22 protein-coding genes are annotated in these 19,679 nt (G+C 49.9%); 10 read left to right on the top strand and 12 right to left on the bottom strand.

The features are described 5' to 3' along the window. Nucleotides 1–55: 55 nt before the first annotated feature. Together F0Q32_RS01240 and F0Q32_RS01235 are read right to left on the bottom strand one after the other, a co-directional pair. Nucleotides 56–694, bottom strand: a complete 639-nt coding sequence (locus F0Q32_RS01240; protein WP_149461617.1) for a DNA-binding protein — start codon at nucleotides 692–694, stop codon at nucleotides 56–58. Nucleotides 695–771: 77 nt separating this feature from the next. Continuing rightward, entirely contained in the window at nucleotides 772–1,512 is a 741-nt protein-coding gene (locus F0Q32_RS01235; RefSeq protein ID WP_149461616.1) for a pirin-like bicupin family protein, read from the bottom strand. A gap of 91 nt (nucleotides 1,513–1,603) precedes the next feature. Between F0Q32_RS01235 and F0Q32_RS01230 the strand changes: the two genes are divergently transcribed. Beyond that, a complete protein-coding gene (locus F0Q32_RS01230; RefSeq protein ID WP_149461615.1) occupies nucleotides 1,604–2,497 on the top strand; it encodes a LysR family transcriptional regulator in 894 nt (297 codons plus the stop codon). A 46-nt stretch (nucleotides 2,498–2,543) separates the two neighbouring features. Then, a complete protein-coding gene (locus F0Q32_RS01225; RefSeq protein WP_149461614.1) occupies nucleotides 2,544–2,789 on the top strand; it encodes a YmjA family protein in 246 nt (81 codons plus the stop codon). Between the two features lie 61 nt (nucleotides 2,790–2,850). Here F0Q32_RS01225 and brnQ read toward each other — a convergent pair whose 3' ends face one another. From brnQ to F0Q32_RS01200, 5 genes are all read right to left on the bottom strand, one after another. Then, nucleotides 2,851–4,014, bottom strand: coding sequence for a branched-chain amino acid transport system II carrier protein (gene brnQ / locus F0Q32_RS01220; RefSeq protein WP_149461613.1), 1,164 nt, complete (start codon nucleotides 4,012–4,014; stop codon nucleotides 2,851–2,853). A 145-nt stretch (nucleotides 4,015–4,159) separates the two neighbouring features. Further along, nucleotides 4,160–4,966: a PhzF family phenazine biosynthesis protein gene (locus F0Q32_RS01215; protein ID WP_149461673.1), complete on the bottom strand. Its 807-nt coding sequence runs from the start codon at nucleotides 4,964–4,966 to the stop codon at nucleotides 4,160–4,162. Beyond that, complete coding sequence (locus F0Q32_RS01210) at nucleotides 4,953–5,594, bottom strand: transcriptional regulator (protein WP_149461612.1); 642 nt, start codon at nucleotides 5,592–5,594, stop codon at nucleotides 4,953–4,955. The genes F0Q32_RS01215 and F0Q32_RS01210 overlap by 14 nt, the downstream gene beginning before the upstream one ends. Then, nucleotides 5,579–5,956, bottom strand: a complete 378-nt coding sequence (locus tag F0Q32_RS01205; RefSeq protein WP_255475124.1) for a RidA family protein — start codon at nucleotides 5,954–5,956, stop codon at nucleotides 5,579–5,581. Before F0Q32_RS01205 ends, F0Q32_RS01210 begins: the two co-directional genes overlap by 16 nt. Nucleotides 5,957–6,067: 111 nt before the next feature. Beyond that, nucleotides 6,068–6,766: an RluA family pseudouridine synthase gene (locus F0Q32_RS01200; RefSeq protein WP_149461610.1), complete on the bottom strand. Its 699-nt coding sequence runs from the start codon at nucleotides 6,764–6,766 to the stop codon at nucleotides 6,068–6,070. Nucleotides 6,767–6,982: 216 nt separating this feature from the next. On the opposite strand from F0Q32_RS01200, the gene F0Q32_RS01195 reads away from it, so the two are divergent. Further along, a complete protein-coding gene (locus tag F0Q32_RS01195; RefSeq protein ID WP_149461609.1) occupies nucleotides 6,983–7,465 on the top strand; it encodes a glutathione peroxidase in 483 nt (160 codons plus the stop codon). A gap of 178 nt (nucleotides 7,466–7,643) precedes the next feature. Here the strand turns inward: F0Q32_RS01195 and F0Q32_RS01190 are convergent, their stop codons facing one another. After that, entirely contained in the window at nucleotides 7,644–8,558 is a 915-nt protein-coding gene (locus tag F0Q32_RS01190; RefSeq protein WP_049157789.1) for a LysR family transcriptional regulator, read from the bottom strand. 161 nt (nucleotides 8,559–8,719) lie between these two features. Between F0Q32_RS01190 and F0Q32_RS01185 the strand changes: the two genes are divergently transcribed. From F0Q32_RS01185 to F0Q32_RS01175, 3 genes are all read left to right on the top strand, one after another. Continuing rightward, on the top strand, nucleotides 8,720–9,640 hold the full coding sequence (locus tag F0Q32_RS01185) for an alpha/beta hydrolase (RefSeq protein ID WP_149461608.1): 921 nt from the start codon (nucleotides 8,720–8,722) through the stop codon (nucleotides 9,638–9,640). Between the two features lie 61 nt (nucleotides 9,641–9,701). Beyond that, nucleotides 9,702–10,337 (top strand): SDR family oxidoreductase, encoded by a 636-nt coding sequence (locus F0Q32_RS01180; RefSeq protein WP_149461607.1) that lies wholly within the window; start codon nucleotides 9,702–9,704, stop codon nucleotides 10,335–10,337. A gap of 69 nt (nucleotides 10,338–10,406) precedes the next feature. Beyond that, nucleotides 10,407–11,555, top strand: a complete 1,149-nt coding sequence (locus F0Q32_RS01175; protein WP_149461606.1) for an NADH-dependent flavin oxidoreductase — start codon at nucleotides 10,407–10,409, stop codon at nucleotides 11,553–11,555. Nucleotides 11,556–11,829: 274 nt separating this feature from the next. On the opposite strand, the gene F0Q32_RS01170 is transcribed toward F0Q32_RS01175, so the two are convergent. From F0Q32_RS01170 to F0Q32_RS01155, 4 genes are all read right to left on the bottom strand, one after another. Further along, nucleotides 11,830–12,936, bottom strand: coding sequence for a DUF1524 domain-containing protein (locus F0Q32_RS01170; protein WP_149461605.1), 1,107 nt, complete (start codon nucleotides 12,934–12,936; stop codon nucleotides 11,830–11,832). Between the two features lie 213 nt (nucleotides 12,937–13,149). Then, complete coding sequence (locus tag F0Q32_RS01165; RefSeq protein ID WP_149461604.1) at nucleotides 13,150–13,515, bottom strand: DUF262 domain-containing protein; 366 nt, start codon at nucleotides 13,513–13,515, stop codon at nucleotides 13,150–13,152. Between the two features lie 277 nt (nucleotides 13,516–13,792). After that, the gene (locus F0Q32_RS01160; RefSeq protein ID WP_188016805.1) at nucleotides 13,793–15,094 is read right to left on the bottom strand and encodes an HNH endonuclease signature motif containing protein; all 1,302 of its coding nucleotides are present in this window, start codon (nucleotides 15,092–15,094) and stop codon (nucleotides 13,793–13,795) included. Nucleotides 15,095–15,116: 22 nt separating this feature from the next. Further along, on the bottom strand, nucleotides 15,117–15,794 hold the full coding sequence (locus tag F0Q32_RS01155; RefSeq protein WP_149461602.1) for a hypothetical protein: 678 nt from the start codon (nucleotides 15,792–15,794) through the stop codon (nucleotides 15,117–15,119). Between the two features lie 379 nt (nucleotides 15,795–16,173). Here F0Q32_RS01155 and F0Q32_RS01150 point away from each other — a divergent pair, with 379 nt between their 5' ends. The 4 genes from F0Q32_RS01150 to lhgO all read left to right on the top strand — a co-directional run bounded on the left by F0Q32_RS01150 (nucleotide 16,174) and on the right by lhgO (nucleotide 19,665). Continuing rightward, a complete protein-coding gene (locus tag F0Q32_RS01150; RefSeq protein ID WP_015964995.1) occupies nucleotides 16,174–16,431 on the top strand; it encodes a YjhX family toxin in 258 nt (85 codons plus the stop codon). A 15-nt stretch (nucleotides 16,432–16,446) separates the two neighbouring features. Then, a complete protein-coding gene (locus F0Q32_RS01145) occupies nucleotides 16,447–17,193 on the top strand; it encodes a cyclopropane-fatty-acyl-phospholipid synthase family protein (protein WP_149461601.1) in 747 nt (248 codons plus the stop codon). A gap of 206 nt (nucleotides 17,194–17,399) precedes the next feature. Beyond that, complete coding sequence (gene glaH, locus F0Q32_RS01140) at nucleotides 17,400–18,377, top strand: glutarate dioxygenase GlaH (RefSeq protein WP_149461600.1); 978 nt, start codon at nucleotides 17,400–17,402, stop codon at nucleotides 18,375–18,377. 19 nt (nucleotides 18,378–18,396) lie between these two features. After that, entirely contained in the window at nucleotides 18,397–19,665 is a 1,269-nt protein-coding gene (gene lhgO / locus F0Q32_RS01135) for an L-2-hydroxyglutarate oxidase (RefSeq protein WP_149461672.1), read from the top strand. Nucleotides 19,666–19,679 lie beyond the last annotated feature (14 nt).

Genomic DNA, 19,679 nt, shown 5'->3' with positions numbered 1-19,679 from the left:
TCATCACCAATTGTAGGCCCGATAAGCGTAGCGCCATCGGGCAAAAAGCGGCGTACTACGCGCCGCTTTTAACCTGCTGATAATACGGCACTCGCCGTGTGGTGCCGGTCAGGTTATCAAACACATCCCCCTCTGCGGTGCTGATTTTCATCCCCGTTCTCCGCAGCTTCTGCACATCCGCCGCGATACGTTGAATGCCAAACCAAAAAAGCCCATCCAGCGCGGTAACCTGCAAATCATTCTCCAGCGCCAGCTTTAAACGCTCGCGCGGCTGTTTAATCTGTTTGGCAATGTCCTGGTACGGCGAGGCGGTTGATAGCGAGCCATCCATTCGCCGGATACGGTTGGATAAGCGGTATTGGTATTCATCGGGAATGGTGTCGATGTTGGCTTTCAGGCTGTAAACACAGCCGAAACGTTTGCCGTTAAAGAGGACATTTTTCTGACTAAGCTGAAGTTCGTCACGCACGGCGGCGATCAGCTGTGGCGCGCGGATTAACAGCAGACGAAAGGGCAATTCGAAGCTGGTGACGTAGTCAACGTTCAGCAGCGCAATGCGTAAACGCTCCTGCGCGCCCGCGCCGGACTGACGGCACTCTTCAATCACTTCCGCCCACTGTTGAGCGAGCCTCGGCGACTCGCCCGCTTCGGTAAAGCTGTACTTTTCAATCTGGTAATCGATTCTTCCGGCCACAGCGCGTTCCTTCCTTTGCGATCAGCAGGTTACTTTAGCAAGTGTCCGGAAAAATCGACAGCGTCATGCGTTAAAAATCAGGCGTGAGACTGAGGCATTTCGATAATAATAAAATGACTCTGTTCTTTAGCGGTACTGAATTTCAGGGTCGCCGGCCCGGTAATTTCCAGCGTATCTTTAAGACCTAATGTCGCGATACCTTTTACGTTCACTTCACCTTCAAAGTTATTGATATAGGCCTGGCGTCCGGCCTGCAGTTGATACTCAACTTCCGCCGTCGGGTTGGTCAGTTCGCTGACGTACATGTTCACATCCTGATTGAGCATCAGCGGCGCATCGTCATTTTTCAGGCTACCCACAATATGCAGGAGCTTATTTTCACGCTCTTCCGCCTGATATTTACGCTGGTTGTAACGCACCTCCAGCCCCTGTTTTGGCGGCAGGATCCAGATTTGCAGGAAGCGGCACCACTCATCATGCTTGTTCAACTCTGAGTGCCAAACGCCATTTCCGGCGGTAATCGCCTGCACATGCCCGCGCCCCAGCGTCTCTTCCGTTTGCGTTGCGCTGTCCCAGTGGGTCAGTTGACCATCAATCACATAGCTGACAATTTCCATATTTTGATGCGGGTGGCGACCAAAACCGTTGTGCGGTTTCACATTGTCATCATTCACCACACGCAATACGCCATAATTCATGTTGTCAGGATCGTAATAATTGGCAAAAGAAAAATGGAAGTACGTATCGGCCGGGTGATAATCACTTGCTGGCAGATAATGCAGGGATTCGCCTTTTTTTACGCGGTATTGGGTTGTCATTGTTTCTCTCCGGTGTTCATATAATGCGGACAGAGTAATCACCATTCCCCCCACGATAAATGGGGCTACACACAATTCACCGTTACGAAAAATGAAAGAATACGATCTCATCGCCCTGCGCAGCTTTGTCGCCGTAATCGAAACGGGCAGTTTTTATAACGCCGCCGTACAGCTTGAAACCAGCAGCGCCTCCATCAGCCGCCGCGTCTCTTCGCTGGAACAGAACCTGGGCGTGCGTCTGCTCAACCGCACCACGCGACACCTGGAACTCACCACCGCCGGGGAGCAGTTTTACAAGGATGTGAAAGGGATCCTTGAATCGCTGGAGCAAGCGGAAGAGCGGCTTAACTGCTTTCAGGAGACGCTGAGCGGCGTAATTCGTCTATCGGCGCCGTTAACCTTCGGGGTGAAAAAGCTGGCGCCGCTGATGCCGGTGTTTATGGCGAAATATCCGCAAATTACCGTGCAGTTACAGCTGGAAGACCGACTGTCGGATCTGGTGGGAGAAGGCCTGGATTTGGCATTACGCATCAGTGCATTGAATGATTCGTCGCTAGTTTGCGCGCACCTGGCAGACCTTCCGCGGCTGTTTTGCGCCTCGCCGGCTTACCTTGCGCGAAAAGGCGTCCCGGCCTCACCGGCTGACCTTGCCGGGCACAACTGTCTGCGCTACTCGTTGCTCTCCGCGCGAGATGAGTGGGGAATTACCGAAGGCAAAGAACTGCCTGAGATGAATACCCCGCTCGTCACCGATAACGGCGACGTGCTGCGGGAAGCGGCAATCCAGGGAATGGGAATTGCTATGCTACCGTGGTTTATCGTCGAAGATGCCCTGCATGCAGGCACGCTGGTGCCGATAATGCAGGATCATGCGCCGTCTGCACTCCCCCTTTCGCTCATCCGCCCTACTCGCCACTATACCCCTGTGCGCGTCACCACGTTTATGGCGTGGCTGCGCGAAGTGTTGTGTACATCAATTGAGTGATACTATTCTGACCAGACACACGCGTAACCTTAACCAGAGGCTTTTTATGAACAACGATATCCCATTGAAGTATTACGATATTGCCGATGAATACGCGACGGAATGCGCAGAGCCGGTTGCCGAGTCTGAACGCACCCCGCTGGCGCACTATTTTCAACTGCTACTAACCCGCCTGATGAATAACGAAGAGATCAGCGAGGAGGCGCAGAAAGAGATGGCCGATGAAGCGGGCATTAAAAGCGCGCGAATTGATGAGATTGCGGAGTTTTTAAATCAATGGGGAAATGAGTAATTCCCTACCCGTGACTATAATGCGGGAACTGCCCGGTACGCTTACCGGGCAGTGAAGCCCATCAGAGGAACGCGCTAACCACGCCCACATTAAGCGCGATAAAGAATAATCCCCGGTATAACATCGTCGGAATGGCGAGCCATTTTCTGACAATCCCCAACGCTACCACCACCAGCGCCGCCGGATAAATCGCACTCAGCACCGGAACCGCCAGCATCGTCAGCGAATCCAGCCCCAGTATGGCAATCATCGCTGAAAGCACCAGCGATAACATCACCAGCAGGCCATAAGAGATGCCGGTTACCTGATGAAAATAACGCGCGGTGCCGGTTGTTAAACCAATCGCCGTCACCAGACACGCCAGCGTAATAATTGTCGCCAACAACGCGCGACCATAGACGCCAAAGACGGTCTCCACATAGGCGCTCATAATTTGCATCCCGTTACTGGCGGAATGTTCCAGCGTATGCGCGCCCATAGAAATATAGCAGACGTAAATAAGCACCAGCCCGGCGGCGGCAATCAGCGCTGCGCGGCTGGAATAACGCAGAATACCTTTGGCATGAACGATGCCCCGCTGATAAAGCGTGTGGGTAATAATCGCCCCAAAGCATAACGCGCTAATGACATCCAGCGTCTGATAGCCATTGATGAACCCGGTACCAAACGGATGCGTATCAAACGCGTCAACCGCAGAGGTCAGTGCGCCGGTAGGGTAAATCCAGGCCGTGACGCCAATGAAAATCAGTGCGCCAATTTTCACCGGCGAGAGGAAGAAGCCGACAATTTCCAGCAGCTTGCCCGATTTTGCCAGCACCGCGCCTGCCAGGGCGAAGAACGTAAAAGAGAATACCGTTTTTTGCGTCAACGTACTCTGCGCACCGTTGGTAATCGCTTCATAGCTAATGGTGGCCGTACGCGGTGTACCAAATAAAACACCGAGCGTCAGGAAACAAACACTGATAAAAGCAATACTCACGGCCCGCCCCAATGGGCGCGTCAATTCGTTAATATCCCCTTTATTGATCGCCAGAGAAATAATGGCCAATGCAGGAAACAGCACGGCAGTAATAATAAAACCGGCGCCCGCGGTGACGGCGTTCGCGCCCGCCTGCATACCCACCAGTGGCGGGAAAATAATATTCCCGGCCCCCAAAAATAACGCAAGGGTCATCCCGCCTAACGCGAGCGTATCCGTGAAGGAGAGGTGTTTCGTATCCGACATGAAAGAAACTCTTAAAAGAGAGTGGCGACGTCATGCGCCACCCGAGATCAGAACTGGCTCAAACTTCCCCAGACATAGGCAACGTACAAAAGCACAATGATGGCCGTGCCAAGCGCAACCACATAGCGAGGCTCTTTCTGCTTCATCACAGGCTGAAGGTTCCTTCAATCATCATGCGTGCCGCGCCGTACAGTTCAACGCGGTCATCCTCACGAACAACACAGCGCAGCGTGCCTTTACGCGCACCGCCCTGCTGGGCAGATAACGTATTTTTGCCCAGACGCTCCGCCCAGAACGGCGCGAGGAAAGTATGCGCAGAGCCTGTCACCGGGTCTTCATTGACGCCAACCTGCGGGCCAAACCAGCGCGAGACAAAATCAAACTCATCGTCGGCGGCGGTGACGATCACGCCGCGCGTGTCAAATAGATTGAGCGCGTTAAAGTCTGGCGACAGGCCGTCAATCATCGTTTTGTCATCGACCAGCACGATTAAATCAGCCGCTTTCCAGACGCCAACGACGCCGTGGGTAATACCGAGCGCTTCCAGTAATCCTGCCGGGATAGCAATGGCTTCTGCCTTTTGCGCCGGGAAATCCATACAATATTCATCACCGTGTCGGGAGACGCTAAGCTCGCCGCTGCGTGTCTGGAAGCGAATCGTTTTGCCGGAATAGCCCAGCTTATTAAACAGCACCCAGGACGCAGCGAGCGTCGCATGACCGCAAAGATCCACTTCTACCGCAGGCGTACACCAGCGCAGGTGATAGCCATCGTCCGTCGGCACAAAGAATGCCGTCTCCGACAGGTTATTTTCACGGGCAATGGCCTGTAGCGTGTCGTCGCTCAACCATTCCTTCAGCGGACACACGCCCGCCGGGTTACCGCCGAAGGGTTCGGCGGTAAATGCATCAACCTGATAAAATGGGATGTTGTGTGTATTATTGTTTTTCATCATTTTTTTCCAGATAGTTATAGATGGTGTAACGCGAAACGCCCAGCGCATGCGCGATATGCCCCACGCTGCCTTTAACCTTAAAGAAGCCCATTTTTTGCAATTCCGCGACCACGCGTTTGCGAAACTGAATTTTGTTTTCTGACCCCGTCTGGCGAAACCTGGCAATGACTTCATCAAAGGACTGCGCGGGAATTTTGTCGGTCATATCCTCTGCTTCCTGCTCTGCCACTGTCGGCAACAACGAATCCAGCGTGCGCTTCAGGCTATTCACAACATCCAGATCCACGTTAATGCAAAAAGCGACCAACGGAACGCCATCCTCGCTGTAGTAAATCGTCGAAGCGCTGTTCAGCACTTTGCCTGAGGAGGTGGTGGTTTTGTAATTATTGAACACGCGGGAAGGCACACGCTGTGCCGGCTCCAGCAGCCCCAGAAAGCCCACATCATCATTGGGCCCGGAGAGCAAAGGATCGCCCGGCTCTCGGCCACTCACATGACCATTAACGATGCTGATAACAGAGCAATCAGGCTGTGTCAGATCGTGTAAGACGGCTTCCGTATTCGCCGCAAGCGTGGTGCGCATGGCATCCATTGACGCCATCAGAATATTCAGGAGGTTAGACATGGTTCAATCGCCTGTACTTCAATTTCAACATCCAGCCCAAATGCAAGGCGGCTGGTCACAACAGAACGCGCAGGGAATCCGTCCGGGAAATGGCTGCGATATGCGGCATTAAATTCGGCAAAATGCGCCATCTCGCTGAGCCACACCTGTACGCGCGCAATATCGTTTAACGTCGCCCCCGCGAGTGCCAGCGTCTGTTCAATGGAATCCATAATACGCAGGGTTTGTTCGGTGACCGAACCCGGTAAAGGCTCACCGTTTTGCGTCATGGAGACCTGGCCCGAAAGGAAGAGAAAACCGTTGGCTTTCACCATATCCGAGAACGGAAACGGCTTGCTGGAGGGGAATCGTTGAAGCGTCATTATGCAATGCCCATAGCTGATGTATGGGCACATCATAGCATCGCGATTTAAAAATTAAACGCTTTTATAAAAATAAACAAATGTTGAATTTATACATCCTTTCTGCCCGGCCTAGAATGCGCTGGGGTTGCAGGCATGGGTTGGCTTCTGGCTAACGGGGTGAATAAAGTGCAATTCACTCGCATGGAGCATTAATCGGGACACCGTTTCCGTGCCCGGCAGAAGCTGTCCGCCATAAAGATCGCAGCCTAAAATGGGATACCCCAAATGCTGGCAATGAATACGTAACTGATGAGTACGCCCGGTCTCCGGGATAAGCTCGACGCGGGTCACGGCTAGCGCCGCGCCCTCTCCCGGCGTGTGATAAATACGCTCAAGCACCCGATATCGAGAACGTGCGGGCTTGCCCTCGCAGGCGTTGATCGACATCAGAGGAAACAGCGCGGGATCTTTGGCAATAGCCGCATCAATCACGCCTTCATCATCTTGCAGATGCCCGCAAAGCAGCGCTGTGTAAACCTTGCTCACCGTACGCTGGCTGAACTGCTGACACAGCGCCGCATTGATAGCTTTGTTGCGTGCCACGAGCATTAATCCGGAAGTGCCGAAATCGAGACGATGGACCAGCGTACAACCCGGAAACTGCTGCACCAGACGGTAATGCACCGAATCTCTATTTTGCGGGTTTTTGCCTGAGAGACTGAGCAGACCGGAGGGTTTGTTGATCAGAAGCAGATGTTCATCCTGATAGAGAATCTCTACATCGTCATGGCATGGTGGAGCAATAAACGTGTCGATAAGGCTAGACATGACGCGGCCTGGCATGGAAGTGGGTGGAGATGATAGCGGAATTTAAGATGGGGAGCGAATGCCTGTGGCTGTTTGGGCTGGATGAAGTAACCACGAGCCCTGAAAGGGTGAACGGTGGACGATGTTTGTAGACTCTGTAAAAATGATTCACGCATACTTGCGCCATACTAATTAGCAAGGTCTATGTCACACCGCTTCTGCACTGAGGATATCAAGATGCCCGCCTTTCACCAACTCACTGCCACCAGTCTGCAGGGTCAGAACATTGCAATGTCCGACTACCTCGGTCAACTGGTACTGGTTGTGAATACCGCCAGCCATTGTGGCTTCACCCCACAATATGCAGGCCTTGAAACACTTTATAAGAAGTATGCCGATCAGGGTTTCGTTGTGCTGGGTTTTCCCTGTAACCAGTTCGGTAAACAGGAACCCGGCAATGCCGATGATATCGCGCAGACCTGTCACATTAATTACGGCGTAAGCTTCCCGATGTTCGAAAAAGTAGACGTTAACGGCAGCGCCGCGCATCCGATATTCCGTTATCTGAAAGGCGAATTACCCGGCGTTCTCGGCGGACGAATCAAGTGGAACTTCACGAAATTCCTGATAGGGCGCGATGGCAAGCCAATCAAGCGTTTTGCGCCCTTCACCACGCCAGAAAAAATGGAGGATACAATCGCTGCTGCGCTTAAGATCTGAGGTCGTCGGTAGCGTTTCATGCATCGAGTTAGAACTCGCTATGTAAACCGGGTGCTGTGACAGGTTAAGTTGGCTGCTTGCAGATTGCGGATGGTGAGGAATTTGGGGATGTCTGCTTCGTGCCAAAAGCGGACCTTGGCGCTAAACGTAGCACAAGGATATATGCCAGAGTGTTTAATCAATCTCTCAAACGCTTCTCGACCATGAAATCTATGAATGCACGAACTTTAGAAGGCATTCTTACTCGTGATGATACATAGAGATAGAATCCGGGGAATGATATAGACCAGTCCTCAAGTATTTGTTGTAACTGACCTTTGTTAATTTGCTCTGTTATCGCAAAATCCAAATGTTGAATGATGCCAGTCCCATTGACGGCCATACGAATCATGCTTTCATCGTCGTTGGTAACGTATCCACCTGAAACTTCAATTTCGAACTCTTCATTATTTTCTTTTTGTGAGAACTCCCATGATGGAAGCGCCCCACTACTTTTATGTCGTAATCGCAGACAATTGTAATAGCAAAGCTCTTGAGGCGTTTGTGGAATACCGTTCTTTTGTAAATAGTCTGGTGATGCCACTGTAACCAGTTTTATCCGTGGAGAGACAGGTACTGCCGTCATATGTTCTGCCAGACTCTGCCCCAGGCGGATGCCGATATCACATCCTTCAGCAATAATGTTAGACAATCCATCATCCATGATCAGTTCTATCTGTGTTTTCGGATAACGATGCAGGAATTCACTGATATGTGGCTCAACAAGCATCCTTGCCGCAACACGAGAGGAGTTAATTTTTAGTAAACCCGTAGGTTCCAGCTGGGTATCACCGACATCTCTCAGAGCATCATCAATCTGCCCAAATGCGGATATCAACACATCGTAAAGACGCTGCCCTTCTTCTGTTAACGACATATTACGAGTGGTTCGATAAACAAGCTTGGTATTGAGTCGTTCCTCAAGCGCTTTTAAGTTCTGGGATAATGCTGCCCGTGTGATGCCCATCTCCGAGGCCGCTTTCGAGAAACTGCCTGAGCGCGCAATCAACGCAAACCATGCAAGAGAAGGCAGAATGGAAGGCTCTATTTTCATTTTTTGTAAACCTTGGCTTAACACTGTGGTAGATATTAGGTTATTGATGATAACCAATACAAGTTCTACTATTTACTCACTCCGCAGCGTAGCCATGAGCGCCACTCGGTGTAAACAGCATTACCCGTTAAACCTGTTGGGTTAAATCCCTGGAGCTTGCAATGAAGACTGTTTCGATTAAACACACATACTGGGATATAGCTGCTGACATCTATTTCCCTGCTGATTTCAATGAGACAAAAAAATATCCAGCAATCATCAGTGCTCATCCGATTGGAAGTTGTAAAGAACAAACGTCAGGTAGCGTATATGGCGAAGCGTTGGCAAAAGCTGGGTTTGTAGTGATTGCGTTTGATGCCAGTTTCCAGGGAAGTAGCGGTGGAGAACCACGTTATCTGGAAGATCCTTCTATGCGGGTTAAAGATTTCAGTATTGTGGTTGATTATCTGGTGACGCTGCCTTACGTCGATGAAGATCGTATCGGTGTGCTGGGTATTTGTGGCGGAGGTGGTTACGCCATTAATGCAGCAATGACTGAGCGTCGAATTAAGGCCATTGGTGCCGTCACTGGCGCAAATTATGGTCGTCTTATGCGTGAAGGATTTACAGCCTTCGACCCGATTGGTGCGCTCGAAGCAATGGCACAGCAAAGAACCGCAGAGGCTCGTGGAACTGAGCTTCGTGTGGATGATTTGTTGCCACCATCACCGGAGGCTGCTGTTGCAGCAGGATTGACAGAAACAGACTTGTTTGGTGCAACTGAATATTACCGTTCTCCGAGAGGCTATGCGCCAAATGGGGTTAACCGGGCGCTATTTTCTCATCAAACTGTCGCCGTGGGGTGGGATGCATTTCATCTGTCAGAAGTTCTCTTAACCCAGCCGCTGATGGTTGTAGTAGGAGACAAAGTTGGTGCATTTGGAGCGTATCGTGATGGGTGTGAAATTATTGGTCGGGCAGCTTCCAAAGATAAAGAACTTGTCGTCGTTGAAGGCTGGTCTCATTATGACCTCTACGACAAACCAGAACCTGTCAAACAGGCGCTCGATAAACTCATCCCTTTCTACAAAACCCATTTATAAGTGCTGACATGGGGGGGAATTACCCCCCACTTACAATTTGATGACTATCCTGGACATAAAAATGACAAATGTGCTTGTTTTAGGCGCCAATGGGCAAATTGCCCGTTGGGTGATAGATATGCTATCCACTCAAACTGATATTAAAATGACATTGTTGTATCGCAACCCAATAAAAATAAAAGGGAATGAACCTCTAAATTCCGAAATTATCATTGGTGATGCGTCAGACCAGAGGCTCATGGACCAACTTGTAGCAGGGAAAGATATTGTTTATGCAAACCTTGCTGGAAATGTGGACGAACAGATGGAAGTCATTACTTCAGCAATGAAAAAAAATAACGTAACCAGAGTGATCAGTATTAATACCCTTGGAATTTACGATGAAGTGCCAGGCGCTTTCGGTGAGTGGAACAATAAAACCATTGGAGAGTATTTCCCTCGCTACAGGAAAGCTGCTGACATTCTGGAAGCATCAAACCTCGACTATACCATCATCAGAGCCGCCTGGCTGACAGATGAGAATGAAGTTGATTATGAGGTCACACAAAAAGATGAACAATTTAAAGGAACAGAAGTTTCCAGAAAGAGCGTAGCTGATCAGGTTATCCAAATCATTAACACCCCATCGCAAATGGTTAATAAAAATATTGGTTTGAACAAACCAGGCACTCATGGAAGTAAACCTAAATTTATGTAATCCGTATTTAAATAGTTAACTTCCATAACGAGCATCTTCTGACAAATAAAACCCAACCGGAATAATATCATGAAAAACAAATTTACATCATTATTCGCCCCTTATTCCTTGGGCGAAAACATAGAATTACGTAACCGTATTATAATGGCCCCTATGACCACATGGTCAGCAAATCCTGACGGGACGATATCTGATCAAGAGCTGGCATTTTATGAACGACGCTCGCGGGATGTTGGACTGGTAATTACCGGGTGTACCTACGTTACGCCAAGTGGTATCGGATTTACCGATGAGTTTGCAGCGTATGACGATCGATTCATAAACAGTCTTGAAAAATTGGCTACTGCGGCAAAGAGTGGCGGTGCACCGGCCATTCTTCAGATTTTTCATGCTGGCAACAAGGCGCTTCCTGAACTTGTACCAAATAGTGATGTTTTAAGCGCCAGTGCATCAAACGACCACGCTAGTGATTTCAATAGTGGTAAAACCCTGAGCAGGGGAATGACGGAGAACGAAATCCAGGCAACAATTCAGGCATTTGGTGATGTGACTAAAAGAGCGATTAAAGCCGGTTTCGATGGTGTGGAGCTTCATGGCGCGCATGGTTTTCTCCTGCAAAATTTCTTCTCCCCCCTATTTAATCATCGCTCCGACAGATGGGGAGGCGAGCTTGAGAATCGTATGCGTTTCCCACTAGCCGTATTGCAGGAAGTTAAAAACGCAGTTTACGAATGTGCGACAAAACCTTTTGTCATTGGCTACAGAATTTCCCCTGAAGAGTCTGCCGAGGGGGGATTGCGGTTAGGGGACACTTATAAGCTACTGGATCGTTTGATCTCATCCGGTGTCTCCTATATACACACCTCTCTGATGAGTATTAACGAGAGCTATCCCGTTGAGAATTCAAAAGGGCTGCGAACTATCGAATTGCTATTAAACCATATTGCCGGGAGGGTTCCGGTGATTGCTGCGGGTAAAGTGCGCACCCCTGAACAGGCGCTGGAAGCGCTTTCCTTAGGACTTCCTCTTGTCGCAGTAGGAAAAGGGTTAGTTATTAACCCTGAGTGGGTTTCTTTGGCTAAATTAGGTCGAAGTGATGAAATTCAGACAGTACTTGATCCCAAATTCGTGCCAGAGCTATCTATTCCAGACAAACTTTGGGGCGTTATCAAGGCATCTAAAGGAACAGGGTGGTTTCCTGTAAGAGATATCAGTTAAATTCATTGTGGTTGTATGTTGTGGAATAGATCATACTCTGTTCCACAGCCTTAAGTCCGCACCTCGCTCATAGCAGACTTTGGGTATCAGGAACTTGACTGCTTCATGCCAGTGGAAAATGTTGAGTGCGTCACCATATTTTAATCAACAGATGGCGGGTCAAGGGATGGCCTTAACGTATAGGGGAATGCCAGGCTATTACCTTCTACAATAATACCTGGCAAATTTGGGCTATTTAACTCTAGTACATTCAGGCCCATGTATTTCAGGGAATTTACTCCTCAGTTTCCAGCAGGCCAATTTCAGCAATACGTTCGTGGATCAGTTGTTTGCGCTTTTCGATGAAGCGTCTGAAATTTTCAGTTTTCCAGAGTGTTTTAGGTGAAGAGGGAATGCAATGTAACTCTAAAAAATCAGCTGATTGATTTTTCAGCCATTGTTCGAGTGGTTGTGCACCTTTATCACCTGAGCCATTCTGATGCGCAGGCAAAAGCATACAGTTTGCTAACTGGTCAATTTCCCAGTTCTCGTAGGTTCGGATCTGGCGACCGGTTTCTTCATTAAGTTCCTTCTGAGCTTTCAGAATGCTACGTGCGAAGATATGGTCAATTTGCGGTTCGTGCTGGAATCCAGAGGATTTGTATTCCCTTCCATACCACATGTTGAACAGAAGGTGGATATGTCCGCTGCCATAGCCGCACCAGTCGAAGAGACGCTCCTCAGTTAAATTCAGGCTCCGGTTGGATGAAACAATAGCAGCACGAATTTTTTTAACATCAAATCCTTGTTGCTCTTCAATTAGCTTCACCAGTTTATCAATGATGCCATCAGGCTGACCGGAAAATACGCCATTGAGAAGCGCAGGTATCAGATACTGTTTTAAGGCTTGTGATTTCTCGAGTTTCTTGGGGAAATGATACTGCAAATATACTAATGGGATAAGTGCATTATATGATGTAAGAGCTTTTCCGGTACGAATATAGGCTTTACTGACGATTTCACCTTTTACAAAGAGCAGCGCTTTAGCTATTTCTGGCCAGTTCTCACTGATTTTTCTGCGGACTTCATCGTCACGTAATTTATCCACATCGTATTTAGCGCCGTATCCCAGAATAGTAGTACTCAGCTTGATGAGAAAATCACGAGAGAAGTTGAAGCGATCATTATCGTTAATTTGCTCCAGAAACTCCTCAAAGATCACATCTGCTTCAGACCATTCTGTGGAAAGCAGAGTAAACATCAGGTCTGATTTACTTAAACGCGTACCGCCTGAATTAGCGCGGATAAAAACTTCAACCACATCGTCAAAGGTGAGATCGCCTTCATCGTCGCTACTGTCAATTACATGATATAACAAAGCCCCTTCATTACTGAACTCCATACGCGCTCTGCTTAGGTTAATCGTTGCCAGCTCACGTTCTTCACTACTCAGCTCCAGTCCTTCTTCCTTGAGGCGCTGGCTGAGTATCTACTCAGGCAATTTCTTGGGGTAGATAATGTCGGACATTGCCATCCACGGCCAACCAGTACAAGATACATCCTTAAACTCAAAGCGATAACGTAGTTCTTCTTTGCTCGCTGGTTCACCACTCAGTCAATCGAAATGCAATACCTGACCGTCGATACTCCCTTTTAATGCCAGATAGAAGCTCTGCAAACGCTGCTGGCCATCCAGCACGAGCCATTTTGCCTTCGTTTTACCATGATGATAATGATCCTTCAAATCAACCTTACTACCATTAAAGTTCTGTATAAACTTCCGATGCTTTATCGCTTCGCGGGTTTTCCAGAAAAGCATTGAAGACAACGGGTATTGGCGCATCACCGAGTCAAAAAGGCGGGCAATTTGATCTGTATTCCACACAAACTGCCTCTGGATATTTGGAAGCCAAAGCCCACCACCATCGGCTTCATCGTTGTTGATTTCCTGAACTATCGCCTTTATTGATTTACTTGGCATCTAATTATTCCTTGTCGTTAGATCGTTGGTGCATAAATGAAATTGGCTTACTTATGTACATTAAGTAGAATTACCGGCAGTGTGGTGATTACATTTAGGTTTAACAGGATCTTACTAGATACTTAGTAAGATCTCACTTAAACAAGCCAGTCATTTTTAAAGCACTTTCGGCATACAAATTTGGTTTCATTTCAAACTAATGTGTGCTCCTCGCTAAAAAGCAGCCTATCAACCTCTAACAGCTTAAAAACAAGAGTGTTCGTTATTGCCAGCCCCTTCACGCTGTATTCTGACTGAATTCCGCCCAGCGGGCCAGCAGGTAAACCGGGTTAATCGGACGCTGGGTATCAGCAATGAGCTTACCTGCAAATTGCGCCAGGTCGGGATCATCTGCCAGAACTCCCGCGTCAAAGTGAACGGTCAATGTCTCTGGGTTAATCGCCATCAGGCCCGCATCAAACAAGCGATGCAGGTCAACGCGCATAAGCAGCCCGTTAGTGTAATGGTCGATACCGTCATTGCAGTGCTCCACAAGATGAGCCGCTTCCGTGCGCTGGCGTGTGCGAACACCGGAAATCACGCAACAATTAAAACAGTTCAGACGTACTGTCTCGGTGAATTCAACCTGATCAGGACGAGTGATGATCTCCGCTTTATTGCCTTCTCGTTTAGGCTTCACAGGAAGTTCTGCAATGGGTGCTACCGGTTGTTGCATATCTATCAGTTCGATAGGCTGACTGACTGGTGCTGACTGTACCTGTTTATGCACACGTGCAGCCATAAAATCACGGGCGCTTTCGAGTATAGTTTCAGCGGTGCCGCGGAACTGTAGACGGAATTCGAGCAGCAGATGCGTCGGTAAAATCTGGCGCAATTTTTCGTGGATATCTTCACGGCTGGCTTCATCATTGATGCGTTTTTTATTAGCCTTCCGCTCTTCTTCTTCACGGCGAAGGCGTGACGCTTTATGTAGATCCTCCAAACGCTGCAAGTCCTCAGCCTTAGCAGCGGCTTTTTTCCCCTTTTGGATTTTCCCGACAGCATCACGCCGGAAGCAGTACTTTTCAAAAATGGATGAGGAGAGAATAGCCGCGGTGATTTCCTGTACTGGAAGACCTTGATTCCGAAGGCCACTCACCCATTCGTGGAGCTGTTTCGAATACGGCACACCCTTTTCAATCCCCCCGCCACTGGCAAGGCGCAGAGCTTCATCTTTATGGCATTCAACAATCTGGAAACGCCGTTCCTGTTCCAGCTGCTCATTTTCATGTTGGTGGACCTCAACCTGCTGTCGTTTGGCCTTCGCTTTCTCCAGTGTTTCCCGCGTTAATTCTCGATAGTTTTCGGTGAAGGCTTGCGCCTTAAGATAGCGAGCATAAGCAACGGATTTAGGAACATTGCGGAGGATATATTCCTCATTTTTACCAACGGCAAGTTGACGCTTAATTTCTAACATGAGGCCGCTGCTATCAACCTTTGGACCCGCAGGAAGGATGGCATTCAACAGTTTGGTTATGCGTACACTGCCAGTGCCACTTAATTTGGTAATACGATTCTTTTTGAAAAATTTCTTTGCCATACTCAAAAGTTCCAGCCCAGACCTACAACGCACCAGCATAATTATACCGACAAACCGTATTAATCCCTCGCTGATGACTTTTAATCCCCGTATGCAGGTGCAACGCTTTCGCCTCATGCACCCAGAAACTGCCTCCAGCCTGCGCCTGTGGATGGAAGAGACGAGCCAGCGGATACCTTTCGCTCAGTTGACCGTGACTCAAGCCAAACCATTTTCTTGAAACCTCGCGGAATTCGCGCGTCGTTAACAAGCGTCCCCCCATTCGCTGACAGCGTTCGCGGGCGGTAGCGAAATTATTATCAACCGTGCCCTCACCGATAAGCCAGGTATTCACAATGAAAGGATAGTGCTGCGTATTGCCCGTTTTACGGTTGCGCAGCGTCAACGTATTGGCAAGTTCATGTTCCTGTGGCTGCCGTTTCATCACCAGCGTCACGCGCCCTTCCTGGTGCGGTCGAATATCGAGCCAGTCATGGGCAACGCTAAAGACAACATCGTTCAGATTGAGCGCTTCATGGTTGCTGCTCATGGTGACCGTGGCCCCGGTAAACCCGGCGCTTAGAATAGTGGCGGTGCGAAAACCGGAATTGGTGGGTGAGTGAAAGCTTATGCGCTTGAAATAGTCGTTTTTTTCAGTCGCATTAACAAACGGTGAAAAGAGGAACGGTAATACCAAAAAACACCAGGCGGGTGGCTTCATAGGCTTCCTTTCATATCATCGCGATACCTGAAGGCAGCATAGCGTTACCTGTTAGGCCATAAAGCATTTTTACCTAATTTGAAAATACAATTGAGTTCTTCACTTCGAGGGATATGCAGCAGACATCAACGCGCTCTCTTGCGTGATCGCCCTCACACAATCCAGCATCCCCGATTCCCCTGTAAAACCTGCGTGTTAACATTCACGCTGTAAATATCTTTCAACTCATACCGAGGCTTTGATGCTGGAGAATGTAATCATCTGATAATCAGTCACTCGACCTTTTCAGGCCGGGCTGATTATCAATGCGCCGAAATCGAATGCGGACACCGCTGTGTGTTTGCACGTTTTGCACATGATGATTAACAGGTTCACCAGTATGAATTTATCCCGTCAGGAACAACGTACCTTACACGTTCTCGCCAAAGGTGGCCGAATTGCGCACGTTCGCGATTCCTCTGGCCGCGTAACTTCCGTCGAATGCTATAGCCGCGAAGGGCTTTTGCTCAGCGACTGTACCCTCGCCGTCTTCAAAAAACTTAAAACCAAAAAACTGATTAAATCTGTCAATGGGCAACCTTACCGTATCAACACCACCGGGTTGCAGAACGTTCGCGCCCAACTGGATAACCGTTAAGCAAGGAGCAAACCTATGGATATTCCACGTATTTTCACGATCAGCGAAAGCGCTCACCGCATTCACAATCCCTTCACTCCGGAAAAATATGCCACGCTGGGCAGAGTGATCGGGTTGATGCCGGAGATGCAAATCCTCGACCTTGGAAGCGGGTCGGGAGAAATGCTCTGCACCTGGGCACGCGATCATCACATTACCGGTCTTGGAATCGATTTGAGCCCATTGTTTACTCAACAGGCTAAATCACGTGCACTTGAGCTGGGGGTAAGCGACCGTGTTACGTTCATTCACAACAATGCTGCGGGTTTCGTTGCGGATAGAAAATGCGATGTTACCGCCTGTATTGGCGCAACCTGGATAGCCGGGGGTGTAGAAGGTACCCTGAATCTTCTGCGCCAGAGCCTCAAACCCGGCGGGATGATGCTGGTTGGCGAGCCCTACTGGCGTCGCCTGCCAGAATCACCAGAGGTAGTGACAGAGTGTGGTCTCTCCGCGCTGGCGGAGTTGAGAATGCTGCCGGAGCTGGTCAGTCTGTTTGCAGAGCAAGGATACGATGTAGTGGAAATGGTGCTGGCCGATCAAGAAGGCTGGGATCGCTATGAAGCCGCAAAATGGCTCACGTTACGCCGATGGCTGACGGAAAATCCCGACGATGACTTTGCCCCCGAGGCGCGGGCAGAGTTATCAGCGGCCCCCCTACGCCACGTCAGCCGTACACGTGAATACATCGGCTGGGGTGTATTTGCCCTGATGCCGAGATAATTTCCCTCCCCCAATAGCCGGGTAACTCTGTTATCCGGCACCACATACCCACACAAATAAGATGTTTAATTTTTGCTCAATCTGATCACAAAAATGAAACAAATCGACCCTTCTGTGCACATTTTATAAAAATGTAGATATTTTTTACTTATGGCTACGAAATGAGCATCACCCACTCTCTCAAACCCATAAGAGGATCGCTTCTGATGAATGCACTGACCGCCGTACAAAACAACGCTGTCGATTCAGGCCAGGACTATAGCGGATTCACTCTCATCCCGTCGGCGCAATCCCCGCGTCTGCTGGAACTCACCTTCACCGAACAGACGACCAAACAGTTTCTCGAGCAGGTTGCCGAATGGCCCGTGCAGGCGCTGGAGTACAAATCGTTTCTGCGTTTTCGGGTAGGCAAAATTCTTGATGATTTGTGTGCGAATCAGCTGCAACCGTTGCTGTTGAAGACGCTGCTAAACCGTGCTGAAGGTGCGCTGTTAATTAATGCGGTAGGTGTCGATGATGTCGCGCAGGCAGATGAGATGGTGAAGCTGGCGACGGCGGTAGCGCATCTGATTGGTCGTTCAAATTTCGACGCTATGAGTGGTCAGTATTACGCGCGTTTTGTGGTGAAAAATGTCGATAACTCAGACAGCTATCTGCGTCAGCCGCATCGTGTGATGGAGCTGCACAACGACGGCACCTACGTCGAAGAGATCACTGATTACGTGCTGATGATGAAAATCGACGAACAAAACATGCAGGGCGGCAACTCGCTGCTGCTGCATCTTGATGACTGGGAACATCTGGACCACTATTTCCGCCACCCGCTGGCGCGTCGCCCAATGCGTTTCGCCGCGCCGCCGAGCAAAAACGTCAGCAAAGATGTTTTCCATCCGGTGTTCGACGTCGATCAGCAGGGCCGCCCGGTGATGCGCTATATAGACCAGTTCGTCCAGCCGAAAGACTTCGAAGAAGGCGTGTGGTTGAGCGAGCTTTCGGACGCCATTGAAACCAGCAAAGGCATACTTTCTGTGCCCGTTCCCGTTGGCAAATTCCTGTTGATTAACAATCTGTTCTGGCTGCACGGTCGCGACCGCTTTACCGCACATCCGGATCTGCGTCGTGAACTGATGCGCCAGCGTGGCTATTTCGCTTACGCCACTCACCACTACCAGACGCATCAGTAAGCGCAAAGGAATTGAGCGGATGTATGATTTTGTGATTATTGGCGGCGGCATCATCGGCATGTCGACCGCCATGCAACTGATTGATGTCTATCCGGACGCCCGCATTGCGTTGCTGGAAAAAGAGTCCGGCCCGGCCTGTCACCAGACGGGCCACAACAGCGGCGTGATCCATGCCGGGGTCTATTACACGCCCGGCAGCCTGAAGGCGCAGTTTTGCCTGGCGGGAAACCGCGCCACTAAAGCCTTTTGCGATCAAAACGGCATTCGCTACGACAACTGCGGCAAGATGCTGGTCGCCACGTCTGAACTCGAAATGGAACGGATGCGCGGCTTATGGGAACGCACGGCGGCGAACGGTATCGAGCGCGAGTGGTTAAACGCCGAGGAACTGCGCGAGCGCGAACCGAATATCACCGGGCTTGGCGGCATTTTTGTGCCGTCCAGCGGCATCGTCAGCTACCGCGAAGTAACGGCGGCGATGGCAAAAATCTTCCAGGCCAGAGGCGGTGAAATTATTTATAACGCCGAAGTCAGCGCTCTCAGTGAGCATAAAAACGGCGTGGTGATACGGACCCGTCAGGGCGGTGAATATGAAGCATCGACGCTGATTAGCTGTTCCGGGCTGATGGCTGACCGGCTGGTGAAAATGCTCGGACTCGAACCGGGCTTTATCATCTGCCCGTTCCGTGGCGAATATTTCCGCCTTGCCCCGGAGCATAACCAGATTGTTAACCACCTGATTTACCCCATCCCCGACCCGGCAATGCCGTTTTTGGGCGTGCATCTCACTCGTATGATCGACGGCAGCGTGACCGTCGGGCCAAACGCGGTGCTGGCGTTCAAACGCGAAGGCTATCGAAAGCGCGACTTCTCATTTAGCGACACGCTGGAGATTTTGGGCTCGTCGGGGATTCGCCGGGTGCTGCAAAACCATCTACGCTCAGGACTGGGCGAGATGAAAAACTCGCTGTGCAAAAGCGGCTATCTGCGGCTGGTGCAAAAGTATTGTCCCGGGCTTTCGTTAAGCGATCTCCAGCCCTGGCCCGCCGGTGTGCGGGCGCAGGCAGTATCGCCGGACGGCAAGCTGATTGACGATTTTCTGTTTGTCACCACCCCGCGCACGATCCACACCTGCAATGCGCCCTCCCCGGCAGCGACATCAGCAATTCCTATTGGTGCGCATATTGTCAGCAAGGTACAAACGCTGTTGGCAAGCCAGAGTAACCCCGGACGCACGCTGCGAGCGGCACGTAGTGTGGATGCCTTACACGCCGCCTTTAATCAATAACCTTTGAAAACAGG

The sequence above is a fragment of the Pseudocitrobacter sp. 73 genome (assembly GCF_008369545.1).
Lineage (GTDB): Bacteria > Pseudomonadota > Gammaproteobacteria > Enterobacterales > Enterobacteriaceae > Pseudocitrobacter > Pseudocitrobacter vendiensis.
Note: the sequence above shows the minus strand (reverse complement) of the source record. Positions and strands in the feature narration are given on the sequence as shown.

What these genes read in the sequence shown, in the direction of transcription:
- brnQ (WP_149461613.1), bottom strand. Translation starts at nt 4,014, where the DNA reads ATGTCGGATACGAAACACCTCTCCTTCACGGATACGCTCGCGTTAGGC.
- glaH (WP_149461600.1), top strand. Translation starts at nt 17,400, where the DNA reads ATGAATGCACTGACCGCCGTACAAAACAACGCTGTCGATTCAGGCCAG.
- F0Q32_RS01175 (WP_149461606.1), top strand. Translation starts at nt 10,407, where the DNA reads ATGAAAAACAAATTTACATCATTATTCGCCCCTTATTCCTTGGGCGAA.
- F0Q32_RS01190 (WP_049157789.1), bottom strand. Translation starts at nt 8,558, where the DNA reads ATGAAAATAGAGCCTTCCATTCTGCCTTCTCTTGCATGGTTTGCGTTG.
- F0Q32_RS01195 (WP_149461609.1), top strand. Translation starts at nt 6,983, where the DNA reads ATGCCCGCCTTTCACCAACTCACTGCCACCAGTCTGCAGGGTCAGAAC.
- F0Q32_RS01230 (WP_149461615.1), top strand. Translation starts at nt 1,604, where the DNA reads ATGAAAGAATACGATCTCATCGCCCTGCGCAGCTTTGTCGCCGTAATC.
- F0Q32_RS01185 (WP_149461608.1), top strand. Translation starts at nt 8,720, where the DNA reads ATGAAGACTGTTTCGATTAAACACACATACTGGGATATAGCTGCTGAC.
- F0Q32_RS01235 (WP_149461616.1), bottom strand. Translation starts at nt 1,512, where the DNA reads ATGACAACCCAATACCGCGTAAAAAAAGGCGAATCCCTGCATTATCTG.
- F0Q32_RS01165 (WP_149461604.1), bottom strand. Translation starts at nt 13,515, where the DNA reads ATGCCAAGTAAATCAATAAAGGCGATAGTTCAGGAAATCAACAACGAT.
- F0Q32_RS01170 (WP_149461605.1), bottom strand. Translation starts at nt 12,936, where the DNA reads ATGGAGTTCAGTAATGAAGGGGCTTTGTTATATCATGTAATTGACAGT.
- F0Q32_RS01155 (WP_149461602.1), bottom strand. Translation starts at nt 15,794, where the DNA reads ATGAAGCCACCCGCCTGGTGTTTTTTGGTATTACCGTTCCTCTTTTCA.
- F0Q32_RS01210 (WP_149461612.1), bottom strand. Translation starts at nt 5,594, where the DNA reads ATGTCTAACCTCCTGAATATTCTGATGGCGTCAATGGATGCCATGCGC.
- F0Q32_RS01225 (WP_149461614.1), top strand. Translation starts at nt 2,544, where the DNA reads ATGAACAACGATATCCCATTGAAGTATTACGATATTGCCGATGAATAC.
- F0Q32_RS01145 (WP_149461601.1), top strand. Translation starts at nt 16,447, where the DNA reads ATGGATATTCCACGTATTTTCACGATCAGCGAAAGCGCTCACCGCATT.
- lhgO (WP_149461672.1), top strand. Translation starts at nt 18,397, where the DNA reads ATGTATGATTTTGTGATTATTGGCGGCGGCATCATCGGCATGTCGACC.
- F0Q32_RS01200 (WP_149461610.1), bottom strand. Translation starts at nt 6,766, where the DNA reads ATGTCTAGCCTTATCGACACGTTTATTGCTCCACCATGCCATGACGAT.
- F0Q32_RS01160 (WP_188016805.1), bottom strand. Translation starts at nt 15,094, where the DNA reads ATGGCAAAGAAATTTTTCAAAAAGAATCGTATTACCAAATTAAGTGGC.
- F0Q32_RS01205 (WP_255475124.1), bottom strand. Translation starts at nt 5,956, where the DNA reads ATGACGCTTCAACGATTCCCCTCCAGCAAGCCGTTTCCGTTCTCGGAT.
- F0Q32_RS01180 (WP_149461607.1), top strand. Translation starts at nt 9,702, where the DNA reads ATGACAAATGTGCTTGTTTTAGGCGCCAATGGGCAAATTGCCCGTTGG.
- F0Q32_RS01150 (WP_015964995.1), top strand. Translation starts at nt 16,174, where the DNA reads ATGAATTTATCCCGTCAGGAACAACGTACCTTACACGTTCTCGCCAAA.
- F0Q32_RS01215 (WP_149461673.1), bottom strand. Translation starts at nt 4,966, where the DNA reads ATGAAAAACAATAATACACACAACATCCCATTTTATCAGGTTGATGCA.